Origin of the sequence: Pseudomonas sp. P20 (assembly GCF_016463925.1) — a bacterium.
GTDB lineage: Bacteria > Pseudomonadota > Gammaproteobacteria > Pseudomonadales > Pseudomonadaceae > Pseudomonas > Pseudomonas aeruginosa.
In genome coordinates this window covers 78,291-95,833 of the sequence record NZ_JAEMVM010000013.1, presented here as the reverse complement: position 1 = coordinate 95,833, position 17,543 = coordinate 78,291, and the positions used below count along the sequence as shown (strand labels likewise).

Annotated in this window: 16 protein-coding genes; 8 read left to right on the top strand and 8 right to left on the bottom strand. The window is 62.4% G+C overall.

Annotation, left to right across the window (positions count from 1 at the left end; translation table 11 throughout):
* The first annotated feature begins 192 nt into the window (after positions 1 to 192).
* From JHD77_RS18185 to JHD77_RS18150, 8 genes are all read left to right on the top strand, one after another.
* Entirely contained in the window at positions 193 to 927 is a 735-nt protein-coding gene (locus tag JHD77_RS18185; protein WP_017001986.1) for a tRNA-dependent cyclodipeptide synthase, read from the top strand.
* Between the two features lie 2 nt (positions 928 to 929).
* The gene (locus tag JHD77_RS18180) at positions 930 to 1,898 is read left to right on the top strand and encodes a 2OG-Fe(II) oxygenase family protein (protein WP_003100204.1); all 969 of its coding nucleotides are present in this window, start codon (positions 930 to 932) and stop codon (positions 1,896 to 1,898) included.
* On the top strand, positions 1,895 to 2,836 hold the full coding sequence (locus JHD77_RS18175) for a 2OG-Fe(II) oxygenase family protein (protein ID WP_023131430.1): 942 nt from the start codon (positions 1,895 to 1,897) through the stop codon (positions 2,834 to 2,836). Before JHD77_RS18180 ends, JHD77_RS18175 begins: the two co-directional genes overlap by 4 nt.
* Positions 2,833 to 4,263, top strand: a complete 1,431-nt coding sequence (locus JHD77_RS18170) for a cytochrome P450 (RefSeq protein WP_023131431.1) — start codon at positions 2,833 to 2,835, stop codon at positions 4,261 to 4,263. The genes JHD77_RS18175 and JHD77_RS18170 overlap by 4 nt, the downstream gene beginning before the upstream one ends.
* A 25-nt stretch (positions 4,264 to 4,288) precedes the next feature.
* On the top strand, positions 4,289 to 5,170 hold the full coding sequence (locus tag JHD77_RS18165) for a 2OG-Fe(II) oxygenase family protein (protein ID WP_003100213.1): 882 nt from the start codon (positions 4,289 to 4,291) through the stop codon (positions 5,168 to 5,170).
* Between the two features lie 28 nt (positions 5,171 to 5,198).
* Entirely contained in the window at positions 5,199 to 6,146 is a 948-nt protein-coding gene (locus JHD77_RS32870; RefSeq protein ID WP_014603451.1) for a 2OG-Fe(II) oxygenase family protein, read from the top strand.
* 47 nt (positions 6,147 to 6,193) lie between these two features.
* Complete coding sequence (locus JHD77_RS18155; RefSeq protein ID WP_003100219.1) at positions 6,194 to 7,084, top strand: 2OG-Fe(II) oxygenase family protein; 891 nt, start codon at positions 6,194 to 6,196, stop codon at positions 7,082 to 7,084.
* Between the two features lie 159 nt (positions 7,085 to 7,243).
* Positions 7,244 to 8,449 (top strand): MFS transporter, encoded by a 1,206-nt coding sequence (locus JHD77_RS18150; protein WP_031756774.1) that lies wholly within the window; start codon positions 7,244 to 7,246, stop codon positions 8,447 to 8,449.
* Positions 8,450 to 8,503: 54 nt separating this feature from the next.
* On the opposite strand, the gene glmS is transcribed toward JHD77_RS18150, so the two are convergent.
* From glmS to atpA, 8 genes are all read right to left on the bottom strand, one after another.
* Complete coding sequence (glmS, locus tag JHD77_RS18145; RefSeq protein WP_003097120.1) at positions 8,504 to 10,339, bottom strand: glutamine--fructose-6-phosphate transaminase (isomerizing); 1,836 nt, start codon at positions 10,337 to 10,339, stop codon at positions 8,504 to 8,506.
* Between the two features lie 15 nt (positions 10,340 to 10,354).
* Entirely contained in the window at positions 10,355 to 11,128 is a 774-nt protein-coding gene (locus tag JHD77_RS18140) for a DeoR/GlpR family DNA-binding transcription regulator (RefSeq protein ID WP_074231487.1), read from the bottom strand.
* 67 nt (positions 11,129 to 11,195) lie between these two features.
* Entirely contained in the window at positions 11,196 to 11,705 is a 510-nt protein-coding gene (locus JHD77_RS18135) for a M23 family metallopeptidase (RefSeq protein WP_031756778.1), read from the bottom strand.
* 13 nt (positions 11,706 to 11,718) lie between these two features.
* On the bottom strand, positions 11,719 to 13,083 hold the full coding sequence (gene glmU / locus JHD77_RS18130; protein ID WP_031756780.1) for a bifunctional UDP-N-acetylglucosamine diphosphorylase/glucosamine-1-phosphate N-acetyltransferase GlmU: 1,365 nt from the start codon (positions 13,081 to 13,083) through the stop codon (positions 11,719 to 11,721).
* Between the two features lie 120 nt (positions 13,084 to 13,203).
* The gene (locus JHD77_RS18125; protein WP_003097128.1) at positions 13,204 to 13,629 is read right to left on the bottom strand and encodes a F0F1 ATP synthase subunit epsilon; all 426 of its coding nucleotides are present in this window, start codon (positions 13,627 to 13,629) and stop codon (positions 13,204 to 13,206) included.
* Between the two features lie 41 nt (positions 13,630 to 13,670).
* Positions 13,671 to 15,047, bottom strand: coding sequence for a F0F1 ATP synthase subunit beta (gene atpD / locus JHD77_RS18120; protein WP_003097130.1), 1,377 nt, complete (start codon positions 15,045 to 15,047; stop codon positions 13,671 to 13,673).
* A 30-nt stretch (positions 15,048 to 15,077) separates the two neighbouring features.
* On the bottom strand, positions 15,078 to 15,938 hold the full coding sequence (gene atpG / locus JHD77_RS18115; RefSeq protein ID WP_003097132.1) for a F0F1 ATP synthase subunit gamma: 861 nt from the start codon (positions 15,936 to 15,938) through the stop codon (positions 15,078 to 15,080).
* A 50-nt stretch (positions 15,939 to 15,988) separates the two neighbouring features.
* On the bottom strand, positions 15,989 to 17,533 hold the full coding sequence (gene atpA / locus JHD77_RS18110) for a F0F1 ATP synthase subunit alpha (RefSeq protein ID WP_003097134.1): 1,545 nt from the start codon (positions 17,531 to 17,533) through the stop codon (positions 15,989 to 15,991).
* Positions 17,534 to 17,543: the final 10 nt, after the last annotated feature.

The window sequence follows — 17,543 nt, the reverse complement described above, 5'->3', positions numbered from 1 at the left end:
GGACTTAGGGCTATTGGTGGCTATTTGCCCTATAGGGCTTCCGGCAATATCCGGAAATCTGGATTTCTTCTCCGCCCATTAAAATTAATAGTTGTTCGATATTCTACAGCGCTTACCCTCACAACGCCCAGAAGTTGCGAAAACCAATTTACGCAAATAATTCGAACAATTCATTATTTCTGGAATTAGCCAATGAACCTGATAGCGGAAGATTTCAGCACACGAAGCCTTCTAGCGGGTGAGCGGTATAAAGCGAAGATCGCTTTCGTTTCACCACACACCAGGCGTAACAGTTTTGAGGACGAGCCAAAGTGCTTTCTGGGCGTCAGCCTGGAAAATAGAAATTTCACTCCCAACCGCTTCCATTCCATGGTCGAGTGGGCGGCTCGGCGCTTTGAGAAATGCAGTATTTTGATAGGCGACCATATTCACCGGATTACCTTGCAGTCCACGCGGGACATGCCCGAGGAAGATGCCCGCCGCGAGGCCGTCAGACTGGGCGACGCGTTCATGGAGGAAAGCCGGCTCATCGTCGATGCCTACCGACACGCCACGGACTTCGAGTACATAACCTGTTCGGAGATCCAGGCCAGTACAGAATGCAAGGATTTCTATACAAGTTTGCGTAACTATTTCCTGGAGCACTCTGGATTCCGAGATTCGGTGGAAAAGTTTGGAAGAAACTACCACCGGCATAATTGGGAGAAGTTGAGTGAAGAACAGCAGAGGCATCGCCTCGACTTTTCCTCGCGATATTTTCTCGAAGAGTTTTCCGTATTCGCCTGCCTAGTAAGAAAAGGCTTCAAAGTCATGGCCTATCCCGGTGCTTTCAGTACGTTGGCAGAAATAGCAGCGGGTGACTTTCCAGGAATGCTCGATGAATTGCAGAAACTTACCGTGGTTTCCCTGCAATTGAAAAGGAGATAGGAATGAGTTCCTCTCCCAAGCCGGTGGCCTGGCAATTGAACCGAGGTTCGATCTACCAGGATGTCTACGAGAAGAGAATCGATAAACGTCCTGTAGATACCCTGGCAAAACTGCAAGAGGCCTATCTGGAGGACGAGCATCTGGTCTTCCCCTCCGAACAAACCCGCGTGGCGGCGTTGAGAGATGGCGTTTTCCTGTTGCGAATACCGGACGATTTCCAGGTCCGCGACTGCGACCTGTTCGCCAGCAATTTCTTCAAGGGCCCGGCCATCGCCCCCTACGGTGCATTTCGCGAACTCACAGCGGAAACCTTCGACGATCCCCTGCTGGGTTTTCATGAACGAATCAACCAGATCGAGCAATTCCTGCTGGAACGACGCTTCTGGAAAACCCACTACCCAGAGGAAATCCTCCAGGCCGGCGAACAGCTGACCGCTTACAGTCGGCAGTTGCTGCGTGCCATCCTGTCGCTCACCGACATCGATCCGGAATTCTGGAGCCTGGCTACCGGCGGTGCCTCGGACGCCCAGGGTTCCTACCATTTAACCTTCAATCACTATCGCCCGCGCTTCGCGGGTGTCGGGCTGGCTTCCCACAAGGACGATGGGTTCCTGACGCTGTTACGCACCACCGAACCGGGGCTGGAAGTCAACCGCAATGATCGCTGGGAGGCGCTGGAGCCCTCACCCGATCATTTCGTGGTCAACTTTGGTCTCTCCATGGAAGTGCTTACTCGCGGCTCCTCCACACCCGTCAGGGCCATCATGCACAGGGTCAGGCATCAGACCCACGACCGCTGCAGCTTCGCTCATTTCACCTCCAGTCACTGCACTCCCGGCACCGAGGCAGGCATCTACAGCTATGCAACGGGAGAGGGACTCAGGAGAGTCTGCAGTTCGCGCGACATCATCGACGCGAACGACGAGGAGATCTACCAGGGTACGGTCATCAGGGAGACGGACAATCCATGAGCGGGCTTCCCCAGTTCCATCCCTGCAAGGCCTATCTGGATGATTCCAGGCACCTGGTCTTCAGCCAGGCGGATGGCTTTGCGCGGGCGCTACGCGACGGCTTCTTCGCCCTGCGTATTCCAGAAGAACTGGATCTCGCACCAGGTATCCGCTTCGCCCAAGAGTTCTACCAACCTGCCGTGGAAGAGCCCCATGCAGACGCCCGTTACCGGGGTTTCAGGAACCTTCCCGACATCTATTTCGACCGGGAGAACTTCCAGACCGAACATATCCTTGCCGACGCCAGACAACGCCAGGCGTCGTTTCCAGACGAAGTGAACCGACTGTGCGAACGGATGCACGAGATCGCCCGGCTCATCCTGCGTGAGATCCTCGGCAGCCTCGGCGTAGCGCCACGGTTGTGGCCCGACGTCACCGGCGGGACCAGCGAAGGGAAGGGCGTCACCTGGTTCGCCGTCAGCCACTACCGACCCGAGCGCAACATGCAGGGCGCTCCAGCGCACAAGGACACCGGCTTCGTCACCGTCTTGTACTGCGACCAGCCAGGCCTGCAGGCGCGACTCGAGGAAGGATGGGTCGAGGTCCCCCCCATGGAAGGGCATTTCCTGATCAATTTCGGGGGCAGCCTGGAACTTCTCACCGCCAGGTTGCCAATCCCGGCCGCCGCGGTTCTCCACCAGGTCCGACAGAGTTCATCGACGGTGGAGCGGGGCGATCGCTACTCCTTCGCGGCATTCCTCAATCCACCTGCGACCGGCGCGCTCTACAGCCTCACCGCCGACGGCCAGCGCGCCGAGCCGGTCATTCCGGTAGAGACCTTCCTTCGCGAATTCAACGAGCAGACCTGGAAGGACAGCTATACCGATTTCGGCATCGCCGAAGGGCCTGGGGCCGCCGCCCCAGCCGACGACCACGCAAACCGGTACCTGCGCCCATGAACAGCAAAGAGAATAGCGCGCCCTTCCCCGGCCTCATCGCCCATCATTCCGGCTCTTGTCCGGCTACCGGACACGCCGAGGCTTTCCACCATGCCACGGTGTGCCAGGGCCTGGACGCCTCCACCTACTTCGCCCGTTCCGGCATCGCGGAACTGGCGGAGAACAACGAAGGACTCTGTACCTTCTGGCTCGGAGACGACCTGGCGCTCTACCAGACGACCAACGCGCCCCTCGTCGACGACGAGGATCTGGCGCCCTCGATCAATGCGAACGCCGAGCTCTTCGGTTCCTTCCTCGGTTCCCTGCCCGCGCAGGACGAGCGACGCAAGGCCAAGCGCGCCGTGGTCGAACGCGTGCTCGGCAGCAACCGGTTCGTTACCAGTCTGGACCCGCATGTACGCGAAATGGCCCAACACTACCTGCGAGAGGTGGCAGGTCGCTCGCTGCCCTTGCAGGACTTCTGCCTGCACATGGTAGCGCGCATCGACAGCGGGTTGCCCGGCGTCCTGGATTTTCATCAGAAGCCCCTGACCCACTACCTGCAAAGCACCGAATACGGAGTGATCGCCAGGGACTTCTTCGAGATCGCCTCGGAGGTCATCAGCAAGATGAATCCGGAATCGATCGAGAACGCCGACATGATCGTCGAGATGACGCGCGACATGCTGGATTCGAACTACGAATCGATTGTCCGGGCTCCTCCAACGAACATGATCCTCGCCCAGTTCGACTGCTTCTCCCGGCCCTTCACACGCGAAACCATACGAGCGCTGGATGCCGCATCACTCAAGGAACTGGGTACGATCATCGTCGCGACCTATGACACCACGGCCCTCAGTCTGCTCTGGACGCTCACCTACCTGGAGGACAATCCAGCCGAGAAAGAACGTCTGCTGGGTGTAGTAGACAACCCGGAACAAGCGCTGGACGAGGCCTACCTACTGGTGCTTGAAGCGATCCGCCTGGGTGGCAGCAACCCCACTGCATTGTGGCGCCGGACCAACCGGCCGATACGCATCCGCCATCGCGGCACCGAGGTTACGATTCCCGCCAATACGATGCTCTGGCTCGATCGACGGCGGGCCAATCGCGACGCGTCGCTGTTCCCCCACGCCGAGCGGTTCGATACGGACAACATCCGGCAGCTCATCCGCAACCAGACCAGCCACGGCCAGGCCGTGTCGCTGCTGGCCAGGAACCGCTACGAAATCAACTCCTTCAACATGGTCAACACCCATAGAAGCCCGCGCAAATGCCCAGGCCGCCTGTTCTCCGTCAGGGAACAGGCGCTGATCCTGACGGAGCTGTACCGCCTCTACAAGGTCTGCGTGACAGAAGCCGACTCCACGCTGGCACCTCACAGTTCCATGCCGCGGCCCCGACGTTCGGGAAACATCATCCTCACTGCCAGGGCCGCCGCCCTGTGAACCTGTACGTCATGGAGAACGCTTGATGAGCAATATCCTTCCATCCGCCCGGATGCTCGACGGCATGCTGCACTTCAAGGAAGAAGACGGTTTCAGTCGCGCGCGCAAGCTAGGTGCCTTCCACCTCGAGCACCCACGGGGCTGGGACTTTTCGGCCGGCATCGCCCTGGCCCAGAGCTATTATCTGGAACCCGAGGTAGACGCCGACAACGCCTTCCGGGGGTTCCATCGCAAGGATCTCGGCAAGTCCCTGCTGGGCTATTCCCGCACAGGTGCCGACCAGGACGAACTGCTGCAGATCGAATGCGGCCTGTGGCGGGAATATCTTCCCGCCCCCGCCGCCGACCTGCTTTGGGCAATGAACGACCTGAACCGCAGTGTTCTCTCGCAACTGTTCGCGCTGGTCGGCATCGAGGAAAGACATTTCGACCTGATAGCCGGCGGCATGTCTTCCAACCAGGCGCTGCAGTACTGCATCTTCAATCATTTCCGCGCTGACAGCGCCCACCCGGTGGGTCTCACCGCCCACAAGGACAGCGGTTTTACCACCCTGCTCTACACCACGGAGCCTGGGCTGGAGTCGCTGGAAAATGGCTCCTGGATTCCTTTCGATCCCATGCCCGGCCATTTCACCCTGGTACTTGGACACTCCTTCGAACTCCTAACCGAGAAGTCCGCCACCCCTGTCCAGGCCAGCTATCACCGCGTCCGCAGAATGGAACCGCAAGAGCGAAAAGCGGACAGGTTCACCTTCGGTTCCTACATCGGTCCGCGCTGGGACCAGGACCTGTACCAGATCAGCGGCGAGACCGTTAAGCCGGTGCAATCCTTCCTCGAGTTTCAGAAACGCAAAGCCGCGGAAATGGGTTACGAATTCCATCCCAAGGTGGAGACGGCTCATCGCTGAGCCCATACATCCTTCGCAGGAGGCGCCAGTGAACACGAAACCGAAAACCGCCAGCTCTCCGACGCTACGCGCTCCGGTCAACCTTCCGGCAATGCCACTGGAGAGCCAGGTCCACCAATACCCACCCATCGAGATGGCGCGATCGCGCCTGCTGGAAAGCAGACTCGTCTTCGATCATCCAGACGGCTTCGAACAGGCGCGCAGGCACGGCTTCTTCCTGCTGGAAGTTCCAGCTCGGATGGACTTCTGCCCTGGCGACCTATTCGTCCGCAATTGCTTCCTTCCCCGAGCAGAGGGCGCCTTGTCCACCTATACGGGGTTCAAGGAATGCCAGATACCAGGGGCCTACCAAGGCTATTTCGACAGGGAGCACGATCAGTGGGAGAACGTCTACATCGAACGAGGCAACTGGTCTCTTATACCTGAGGCCGTGGCTGCACTGGGCGTACAAATGGCGGAGCTGGGTATTGGCGTCCTGCGCGCGGTGCTCGCGGAGCTAGACATCCCCCGCGCGGAATGGGCACGCCTGACCAGCGGCCTGTCCGAAGGACAGGGCCACCAGATGTTCGGCTTCAATCATTTCCGCGCCAGCAAGCCGATCCGTGGTTCCAAGTTCCATCGAGACTCGGGCTGGGTCACCGTCCTGCGCTCCACCGAACCCGGACTGATCGCCTATATCGACGGCCAGCTCCGCTCGATCAACCCACTGCCTGGCCATCTCATCATCAACTTCGGCAGTTCCATGGAAGTACTTTCCGAACACCTGTCGAGAAAGGTCCACGCTAATGTCCACGGGGTAGCCCGCACCGAGCGCGCGAGCCCGGACGAACGCTACTCCTATGTCGTTTTCCTGGATAGCGATCTGGGCGGCGACATCTACCGATACGGTCCGGCCGGAGCCCAGAAGGTACAGACGGTCCTCGAATTCGCCGAACAGGAGGTCAGCCGGACCTACAACGACGACATCCTCCTCTGACCCCATGCCAGAGGAGTTCACCCAACCGGTCCCGGGGATGACAAACGATGAACCCAAACGCCACCTATGCTCTGGCTTCGGCCGAACTGATCGACGGAAAGCTACGCTTCGACAGCAGCGATGGCTTCGCCCGCGCCATCGCCGACGGGTTCTTCTTCGTCAAGTCACCGAGCCTGGACCTGGCAGCCGGCGATACCTTCGCCCGCAACTTCTACCTGCCTCGCCAGGAGGGCCTCGGCGCGCCCTACCAGGGTTTCTCGCAGTGGACCGAAGATCGGCTGGCGCGCCGGGAAGGATATTTCTCCCGCGACGTCGACCAGGTCGAGCAGTTCTTCCTCGAGAGCCGATTCTGGCAGACAGTGTTCCCAGGCCCTTTGCTGCGGCAGGCCGAACGGATGCGGAGTTTCAGTCTCGAGGTGCTGCGGGCCGTACTCGCGGAACTGGACCTGCCGGTAGAGCTGTGGGACGAGGCCACGGGACGCTGCCTCTCCATGCAAGGCACCTATCACCTGACCTTTAACCATTTCCGCAGCCACGTCCGGGCCCGCGGGCTGAATGTGCACAAGGACTCGGGTTGGGTGACCATCCTGCGCTCGCTGGAGCCTGGACTTGAGGTTCTTCGCGAGGGAGACTGGCTGCCGGTCTCGCCCCGTCCCGGCGAATTCATCGTCAACTTCGGCTGCGCGATGGAGATACTGACCCGTCACTCGGCCACTCCTGTCGCCGCCGTCGCTCACCGAGTGCAGGAACAATTGCCAGGCCAAGCCGATCGCTTCTCCTATGCCCTGTTCGTGGATAGCAGCCTGGACCCACGGACATGCCCTGGCCTGTTTCGCTATCTTCCAGGCCACGGCCTGGTGCTGGAAGCAGATTTCGAAATGTTCCTCAACGAAATTCTGCACAATACTTACCAAGAGAATACCCAGGGTCTATATTGACCCTCCTCCCCGCAGTACCTGCATTCCCCGGAGAGCCGCCGCAAAGTCGGCTTTCCTTCCCCAGTCCTCGGCAGATCAACTCATCCCTGACCCTGGCGCCGGCTCCACGAGCCGGCGCCCACTTGGCGTTCGTCCGCTCATTCAGCCAAAGAGAACATCATGAACCAGAAAATTTCCCCGCCTTCACAGAAGCTCGACGGCCTGTTCCTGCTGGCCCTGTCGATGGCCGTATTCTTCGTCGGCGTGACCGAGTTCATGCTGTCCTCCATGCTCGGGCCGCTGGCGCAGGCGTTCCACACCACCACCAGCGGCGCCGCCTGGCTGATCTCCAGCTACGCGTTCTCCTATGCGATCGCCGCGCCGTTGCTGGGCTACTTCTCCGACCGCATGCAACGCAGGAAGCTGCTGCTGCTCGCCCTGATCCTCTTCGCCGTCGATACCCTGGCCATCGTCATCGCCCCGACCCTGGAAATTGCCGTCGTCCTGCGGGTAATCGGGGGCATCGCCTCGGCAATCATCATTCCGACCACCTTCGCCCTGGTCGCGGAGGTGGTCGCCCCGCAAAGACAGGCCGGTGCCATGGGCCAGGTGATGCTCGGCATGACCCTCGGCATTGCCGCCGGCCCGGCACTGGCCGGCCTCCTCTCGGACTTCTTCGGCTGGGCGGCGCCCTTCCTGTTGGTCTCGTGCGGTTGCGTGCTGGTCTTCCTGATGGCACGCCAGCGCCTTCCCGTGCAAGCCGTGGCACCGCGCGCCGAGGGCCATGCGCTGGGCTGGTGCAGGCAATGGAGCATCCTCAGGCCACTGATCGCCAAGGGTGCCTGGAACGGCACCGGGGTCGCCGGCCTGCTTCTCTCGGGAGAGGTGCTGCGCCAGCGCTACGGCTTCAGCACCGCGCAGATAGGCGTCAGCATCGCCGCCTTCGGCGTGGGCCTGGCCGTGGGCAACCTCGCCGCGGGTTACCTGCGACGTTATCTGAAGCGCGACGAAGACATGCTCCTGCTGGTGCTGGCGCTCCTGGTGTTATCGATGTCGACCTTCATGCTCCTGCCGCTACCGTTACCCGTGGCGCTCTGCTGCCTGGGCGCCTGGGGCGCCGCGCTGGGCCTGGGCGCGCCGGCGGGCACGGTGGTACTCGCCTCGCGCTCCGGGCCGGACAAGGGCATGGTGCTGTCGTTCGCCGAGACGTTCAACAACATCGCCATTCTCGCCAGCGTGCCCCTGGCTGTGCGACTGCTGGAGCTGAAGGGGCCGCCCGCCACCCTGTGGGTATTGGGCATCGGCCTGGGGATCGGCGCCTGGCTCACCGTGCTGGACTGGTTCGCCAGCCGCAGGAGCGACGAGGCGCTGCCGTTGCGCGATTGACGGCGAGCGCCGGGGCCGCATGCCTGCCCCGGCTTCTCGGGCACGCGGCCGGCGTTACTCGACGGTGACCGACTTGGCCAGGTTGCGCGGCTGGTCGACGTCGGTGCCCTTGAGCACGGCGACATGGTACGAGAGCAATTGCAACGGGATGGTGTAGAGGATCGGCGAGAGCACGTCGCCGATGTGCGGCATGCCCACCACATGGGTGCCCTCGCCAGCCTCGATGCCCGCGCCTTCGTCGGCGAACACCACCAGTTCGCCGCCGCGGGCGCGGACTTCCTGCAGGTTCGACTTGAGCTTCTCCACCAGCTCGTTGTTCGGCGCCACGGTAACCACCGGCATGTCGCTGTCCACCAGCGCCAGCGGGCCATGCTTGAGTTCGCCGGCCGGGTAGGCTTCGGCATGGATATAGGAAATTTCCTTAAGCTTCAGCGCGCCTTCCAGGGCCACCGGGAACTGCGCGCCACGGCCGAGGAACAGGGTGTGGTGCTTCTCGGCGAACAGCTCGGAAACCTTCTCCACCGTACGGTTCATCGCCAGCGCCTCGCCCAGCCGGGTCGGCAGGCGACGCAGTTCGTCCACCAGCTCGGCTTCGACGCCATCGGCCAGGCGCTTCTGCACCTGGCCGATGCCCAGGGTCAGCAGCAGCAGGGCGACCAACTGGGTGGTGAAGGCCTTGGTCGAGGCCACGCCGATTTCCGGGCCGGCCTGGGTCAGCAGGGTCAGGTCGGATTCGCGCACCAGCGAACTGGTGGCAACGTTGCAGATCGCCACGCTGGAGAGGAAGCCCAGCTCCTTGGCGTTGCGCAGGGCAGCCAGGGTGTCGGCGGTCTCACCGGACTGGGAGATGGTGACGAACAGGCAATCCGGCTGCACCGCGACCTTGCGGTAGCGGAACTCGCTGGCGACCTCCACCTGGCAGGGAATCCCGGTCAGGCTTTCCAGCCAGTAACGGGCGACCATGCCGGCGTGGTAACTGGTGCCGCAGGCGACGATCTGCACGTTGCGGACCTTGGCGAACAGCTCCGCCGCCTGCGGACCGAAGCTTTCAACCATTACCTGGTTCTGCCCGAGGCGGCCTTCCAGGGTGCGCTGCACGACGCTGGGCTGCTCGTGGATTTCCTTGAGCATGAAGTGCCGGTACTCGCCCTTGTCGGCGGCTTCGGCGCCTTCGTGGTACTGCACGGTCTCGCGCTGCACGTCGTTGCCCTGGACATCCCACAGGCGCACGCTGTCGCGACGGATCTCGGCGATATCGCCTTCTTCCAGGTAGATGAAGCGGTCGGTCACCTGGCGCAGCGCCAGTTGGTCGGAAGCGAGGAAGTTCTCGCCAAGCCCGAGGCCGATCACCAGCGGGCTGCCGCTGCGAGCGGCGACGATGCGGTCCGGCTGCGCCGCGCTGATCACTGCCAGGCCATAGGCCCCGTGCAATTCCTTGACCGCGTCCTTCAGCGCCAGGGTCAGGTCGCCGATGGACTGCAGCTTGTGATGCAGCAGGTGGACGATGACCTCGGTGTCGGTTTGCGAGGTGAACACGTAGCCCAGGCCCTTGAGCCGCTCACGGAGAGGTTCGTGGTTCTCGATGATGCCGTTGTGCACCACCGCCAGTTCGTCGCTGGAGAAATGTGGGTGGGCGTTGCCTTCGGTTGGCGCGCCGTGGGTCGCCCAGCGGGTATGGGCGATGCCCAGGCGGCCGAGCAGCGGCGTACCGGCCAGGCCTTCCTCCAGGCTGGCGACCTTGCCGACCCGGCGGCAGCGCTGCAGCCTGCCTTCGTTATCGAAGACCGCCACGCCGGCGCTGTCGTAGCCGCGATACTCGAGGCGCTTGAGGCCTTCGATGAGGATGGGGGTGATGTTGCGCTCGGCGATCGCGCCTACGATTCCACACATGGGGTCTTTCTCCTTTCAGGCCTCGACCGGGGAGCAGATCAGCGTGACGCCCCGGGCGGTTATCTGTTCGCGCGCGGAAGGTTCCAGGCGCTCGTCGGTAATCAGGGTATGGATGCTGCTCCAGGGCAATTCCTGGTTGGGAATGCGCCGACCGACTTTGTCGGCCTCGGCCATGACGATCACCTCGCGGGCGACCTCGGCCATCACCCGGCTCAGGCCCAGCAATTCGTTGAACGTGGTCGTCCCGCGTTCGAGATCGATGCCGTCGGCACCGATGAATAGTTGGTCGAAGTCATAGGAACGCAGCACCTGCTCGGCAACCTGCCCCTGGAACGACTCGGAATGCGGATCCCAGGTCCCCCCGGTCATCAGCAGCACCGGCTCGTGCTCCAGTTCGCGCAGGGCGTTGACCACGTTCAGCGAGTTGGTCATCACCACCAGGCCCGGCTTGTGCCCAAGCTCGGGGATCATCGCCGCGGTGGTGCTGCCACTGTCGATGATGATCCGCGCATGCTCGCGGATGCGCGCCGCGGCGGCGCGACCGATAGCCTGCTTGTAGGGCGAGACGGGCTGTGCGGCTTCGCCGATCAGTTCCTGCGGCATTGGCACCGCACCGCCGTAGCGACGCAACAGCAGGCCGTGGCTTTCCATGGCGGCGAGGTCCTTGCGGATGGTCACTTCCGAGGTGGAAAAGCGCTTGGCGAGTGCGTCCACGCTGACCTCGCCCTGCTCGGAAAGCAGCGCGAGGATGGCATGGCGACGTTGCGGCGTATTACGTTTCGAGATCACTTAAGTTTCGTTTCGAAAGAAAAGTGTGCGAATCAAAACTTATCCGGCGATTCCCGTCAATGACTTTTCATCGGCTCGGCAGCACCGTATTGGGATCGAGGTAGAACATTTTCTTCCAACCCTGGGTGCTGGCGTCGGCCAGCCAGGGATAGGGCAGCAAGGTGATGATCGCGTAGTGCAGGTGGGCTGGCTTGCCGCGCGCGTTGCCGGTGGTTCCGACCGCACCCAGGCGGGAACCGGCGAGGACCGGCTGGCCCGGATAGGTGTCGAGGCTATCGAGATGGGCGTAGTAATGCAGGCGCCACTTGGGCGCCAGCACCAGGACGACCTTGCCGCCGAGGGCGATCTCCCCGCGATAGAGCACCAGGCCGTAGCTGGCGGAGCGTACGGGGGTGCCGCTGCGGGCGAAGATGTCGATGCCCTTGTGCACTCCGGAGCGCCCCCAGGGCTCGAACCAGAAGGTTCGCGGATTCCAGTCGCGGGCACTGGCGCCTTCGACGGGTATCCGCGGCCATTCGGGCAGCACCGCCCCGGCTATGAGCAGCCCCAGCACGATCCATTTCGCAGGCTTCGGCATCCGTGCCGCTCCGTTACTTCTTGATTTTTTCCGGGCGCTTCCAGTTTTCCAGGTTCTTCTGCCGGGCGCGGCCGAAGGCCAGGTTCTTCGCCGGAACCTCATGGGTGATGGTGGAGCCGGCCGCGGTCGTCGCGCCATCGCCAATCTTCAGCGGCGCCACCAGCGAGTTGTTCGAGCCGATGAACACATCGTCGCCCAGCTCGGTGCGGAATTTGTTCGCGCCATCGTAGTTGCAGGTGATGGTGCCGGCGCCGATATTGCAGTTGGCGCCCAGCTCGGCATCGCCCAGGTAGCTCAGGTGGCCGGCCTTGCTGCCCTCGCCCAGGCGGGCATTCTTCAGTTCGACGAAGTTGCCGACATGGGCCCGAGCGCCGAGCACGCTGCCCGGACGCAGGCGGGCGAACGGACCGGCATCGCTACCCTCGCCCAGCTCCGCGCCTTCCAGGTGGCTGTTGGCCTTGATCACCGCGCCACGCCGCAGGACGCTGTCGCGAATCACGCAGTTCGGTCCGATGTGCACGTCGTCCTCGATCACCACGCGGCCTTCCAGCACCACGTTGACGTCGATCAGCACGTCGCGGCCGACCGAGATTTCGCCACGGACATCCAGGCGCTGCGGATCGAGCAGGGTCACGCCCTGGCGCATCAGCTCCTCCGCGCGCAGGCGCTGGTAGTGACGCTCCAGCTGGGCCTGTTGCATGCGGTCATTGACGCCCTGCACTTCCATCGCGTCCAGCGATTGGGCGCTGGCTACCACCAGGCCGTCGCCGACCGCCATGGCGATCACGTCGGTCAGGTAGTACTCGCCCTGGGCGTTGTCGTTGGACAGGCGGCCGAGCCAGTCGGCAAGGCGCTTGCCCGGCACCGCGAGGATGCCGGTGTTGATCTCGCCGATCTGGCGCTGCGCCGGGGTCGCGTCCTTGTGCTCGACGATGGCCTGCACCGCGCCCTGGTCGTCACGGACGATGCGGCCGTAGCCGGTGGGGTCGAGCATGTCGACGGTGAGCAACGACAACTGGTCCGGGGTGACTTGCGCCAGCAGGCGCTGCAAGGTGTCCAGCTGGATCAGCGGCACGTCGCCGTAGAGGATCAGCACCTGGTCTGCACTGAGGAACGGCAGGGCCTGGGCCACCGCATGGCCCGTACCGAGCTGTTCGGCCTGGAGCACGAAATTCAGGTCGTCGGCGGCCATCCGCTCACGCACCAGATCCGCGCCGTGGCCGATCACCACGTGGATCCGTTCCGGCTGCAACTGGCGCGCGCAGTCGATGACGTGGCCGAGCATCGGCTTGCCGGCAATGGGATGGAGGACCTTGGGCAGGGCCGAACGCATGCGGGTGCCCTGGCCGGCGGCGAGAATCACGATTTCAAGGGACATGGACTGGACTACCGTTCCTGGTGGTCACAGGCAAAACCTGTGAGTGAAGATGCAAAACGAAAAAAGGGTAGCCCACAGGCTACCCTTTTCCCTGACACCGCTAGAAGTACCGGCTGGAAATCAGCCGCCGAACTTCTTGCGCAGTTGCTGGACGGTGCGCAGCTGGGCTGCGGCTTCGGCCAGACGCGCGGCAGCGGCGCTGTAGTCGAACTCGGCGCCCTTGCCCTGCAGCGCCTTTTCGGCAGCCTTCAGGGCTTCCTGGGCGGCCGCTTCGTCGAGGTCGCCGGCACGAACCACGGTGTCGGCGAGGACCTTGACCATGTTCGGCTGGACTTCGAGGAAACCGCCGGAGATGTAGTACACCTCCTGCTCGCCGCCCTGCTTGACCAGGCGGATGGGGCCCGGTTTCAGGTCGGTGATCAGCGGCGCGTGGCCCGGGGCGATACCCAGGTCACCCAGAGCGCCGTGCGCGATAACCATCTCGACCAGGCCGGAGAAGATCTCCGCCTCGGCGCTGACGATGTCGCAATGGACTGTTATGGCCATACGCTTGCCTCACATGAGCGCCCGTCGCCGGGCGCACAGGATTACAGTTTTTTGGCTTTCTCGACCGCTTCTTCGATACCGCCGACCATGTAGAACGCCTGCTCCGGCAGGTGATCGTAGTCGCCGTTGAGAATGCCCTTGAAGCCAGCGATGGTGTCCTTCAGGGAAACGTACTTGCCCGGCGAGCCGGTGAAGACTTCCGCTACGAAGAACGGCTGGGACAGGAAGCGCTGGATCTTACGAGCGCGCGCCACCAGCAGCTTGTCGGCTTCGGACAGTTCGTCCATGCCCAGGATCGCGATGATGTCCTTCAGCTCCTTGTAGCGCTGCAGAACATACTGGACGCCGCGAGCGGTGTCGTAGTGATCCTGGCCGATCACCAGCGGATCGAGCTGGCGAGAGGTGGAGTCCAACGGGTCGACCGCAGGGTAGATACCCAGCGAGGCGATGTCACGGGACAGTACGACGGTCGCGTCCAGGTGGGCGAAGGTGGTCGCCGGGGACGGGTCGGTGAGGTCGTCCGCGGGAACGTATACGGCCTGGATCGAGGTGATCGAGCCTTTCTTGGTGGAGGTGATGCGCTCCTGCAGAACGCCCATCTCTTCGGCCAGGGTCGGCTGATAACCCACCGCGGACGGCATACGGCCCAGCAGTGCGGACACTTCGGTACCGGCGAGGGTGTAACGGTAGATGTTGTCGATGAACAACAGAACGTCACGGCCTTCGTCACGGAACTTCTCGGCCATGGTCAGGCCGGTCAGTGCGACGCGCAGACGGTTGCCCGGCGGCTCGTTCATCTGGCCGTATACCAGGGCTACCTTGTCCAGTACGTTGGAGTCCTTCATCTCGTGGTAGAAGTCGTTACCCTCACGAGTACGCTCGCCCACACCCGCGAACACGGAATAACCGCTGTGCTCGATGGCGATGTTACGGATCAGTTCCATCATGTTGACGGTCTTGCCCACGCCGGCGCCGCCGAACAGGCCTACCTTGCCGCCCTTGGCGAACGGGCAGACCAGGTCGATCACCTTGATGCCGGTTTCCAGCAGCTCGTTGCCGCCAGCCTGGTCGGCATAGGACGGAGCTTCGCGGTGGATGCCCCAGCGCTCTTCTTCGCCGATGGGACCGGCTTCGTCGATCGGGTTGCCCAGTACGTCCATGATCCGGCCCAGGGTCGCTTTACCGACCGGCACGGAGATGGCAGCACCAGTGCTGTCCACGTTCAGGCCACGCTTGAGGCCTTCGGTGGAACCCATCGCAATGGAACGAACCACGCCGTCGCCCAGCTGCTGCTGGACTTCCAGGGTGGTTTCAACGCCCTGAACCTTCAGGGCTTCATAGATGCTCGGCACGGCATCGCGCGGGAATTCCACGTCGATCACGGCGCCGATGATTTGAACGATACGTCCGCTACTCATGTCTGGTTCCTCTGAATTTTGAACCTGTTCTTACACCGCGGCAGCGCCGCCGACGATTTCCGAGATTTCCTGGGTGATCGCCGCCTGACGCGCCTTGTTGTAGATCAGCTGCAAATCGCTGATCAGCTCGCCGGCGTTGTCGGTAGCGTTCTTCATTGCAATCATCCGGGCCGCCTGCTCACAGGCGTTGTTCTCAACCACGGCCTGGTACACCTGGGATTCCACGTAACGCACCAGCAGCCCGTCGAGGAGCGACTTGGCGTCGGGTTCGTAGAGATAGTCCCAGTGGTGCTTCAGCTCCTGATCGTCATCGGCCACCAGCGGAATCAGCTGTTCCACGGTCGGCTTCTGGGTCATGGTGTTGACGAACTTGTTGGAGACCACGAACAGGCGATCGATACGGCCTTCGAGGTATGCGTCGAGCATCACCTTGACACTGCCGATCAGGTCGTTGATCGAAGGCTCTTCGCCGAGGTGGCTGATAGCTGCCACGACGTTGCCGCCGAAACTGCGGAAGAACGAAGCGCCCTTGCTACCGATCACGCAAAGGTCGATTTCCGCCCCTTGCTCGCGGTAGCCGCTCATGTCCTTGACGAGGGACTTGAACAGGTTGATGTTCAGACCGCCGCACAGACCACGGTCACTGCTCACCACGATGTAGCCGACGCGCTTGACTTCACGCTCGACCATGAACGGGTGACGGTATTCCGGGTTGGCGTTGGCCAGATGGCCGATCACCTGGCGAATACGCTCCGCGTAGGGACGGCCGGCCGCCATGCGCATTTGTGCCTTGCGCATCTTGCTCACCGCCACTTTTTCCATGGCATTGGTGATCTTTTGCGTGCTTTTGATGCTCGCAATCTTGCTGCGAATCTCTTTTGCGCCTGCCATTTGACACCTATCGGGTTAGCAGGCGGGAGCCTCGCGGCTCCCGCTGCGGCTTACCAGGTTTGGGTGGCCTTGAACTTCTCGATGCCGGCCTTGATGCCCGCGTCGATTTCGTCGTTGAAGTCACCTTTCTCGTTGATCTTCGCCAGCAGAGCGGCATGCTCGCGCTGGAAGTAGGAGATCAACGCCTGCTCGAAGCTACCGACCTTGGCGATTTCGACGTCCTGCAGGAAGCCACGCTCGGCGGCATACAGGGACAGCGACATCTCGGCGATCGACATCGGCGCGTACTGCTTCTGCTTCATCAGCTCGGTAACGCGCTGACCATGCTCCAGCTGCTTGCGGGTCGCTTCGTCCAGGTCCGAGGCGAACTGGGCGAAGGCGGCCAGTTCACGGTACTGGGCCAGAGCGGTACGGATGCCGCCGGACAGCTTCTTGATGATCTTGGTCTGGGCCGCGCCACCTACGCGGGATACCGAGATACCGGCGTTGACGGCCGGACGGATACCCGAGTTGAACATGGCGGATTCCAGGAAGATCTGGCCGTCGGTGATCGAGATCACGTTGGTCGGAACGAACGCGGAAACGTCGCCGGCCTGGGTCTCGATGATCGGCAGCGCGGTCAGCGAGCCAGTCTTGCCGGTCACGGCGCCGTTGGTGAACTTCTCGACATACTCTTCGGAAACGCGGGAAGCGCGCTCCAGCAGACGGCTGTGGAGATAGAACACGTCGCCCGGGTAGGCTTCGCGGCCCGGCGGACGGCGCAGCAGCAGGGAGATCTGGCGATAAGCCACGGCCTGCTTGGACAGGTCGTCGTAGACGATCAGGGCGTCTTCACCGCGATCACGGAAGTATTCGCCCATGGTGCAACCGGAGTACGGCGCCAGGTATTGCAGGGCGGCGGACTCGGAAGCGCTGGCGGCGACCACGATGGTGTTGGCCAGGGCACCGTTCTCTTCCAGCTTGCGTACGACGTTGGCGATAGTGGACTGCTTCTGGCCGATGGCCACGTAGACGCACTTAATGCCGCTGTCTTTCTGGTTGATGATGGCGTCGACCGCGAGGGCGGTCTTGCCGATCTGGCGGTCGCCGATGATCAGCTCGCGCTGGCCACGGCCTACCGGGATCATGGCGTCGACCGACTTGTAGCCGGTCTGTACCGGCTGGTCTACCGACTTACGCCAGATCACGCCCGGAGCGACCTTCTCGACCGCGTCGGTGGCCTTGGCGTCGATCGGACCCTTGCCGTCGATCGGATTGCCCAGTGCGTCGACTACGCGACCCAGCAGTTCCGGACCGACCGGAACCTCCAGGATGCGCCCGGTGCACTTGGCGTTCATGCCTTCGGCGAGGCCCTGGTATTCACCCAGGACCACGGCACCCACGGAATCCTGCTCCAGGTTCAGCGCCATACCGTAGACGCCGCCCGGGAACTCGATCATCTCGCCGTACATGACGTCGGCCAGACCGTAGATGCGCACGATACCGTCGGACACGCTGACGATGGTGCCTTCGTTTCGTGCTTGGGAGGCGACGTCGAGTTTCTCGATGCGCCCCTTGATGATTTCACTAATTTCGGAAGGATTGAGTTGCTGCATGCCGCTGCCC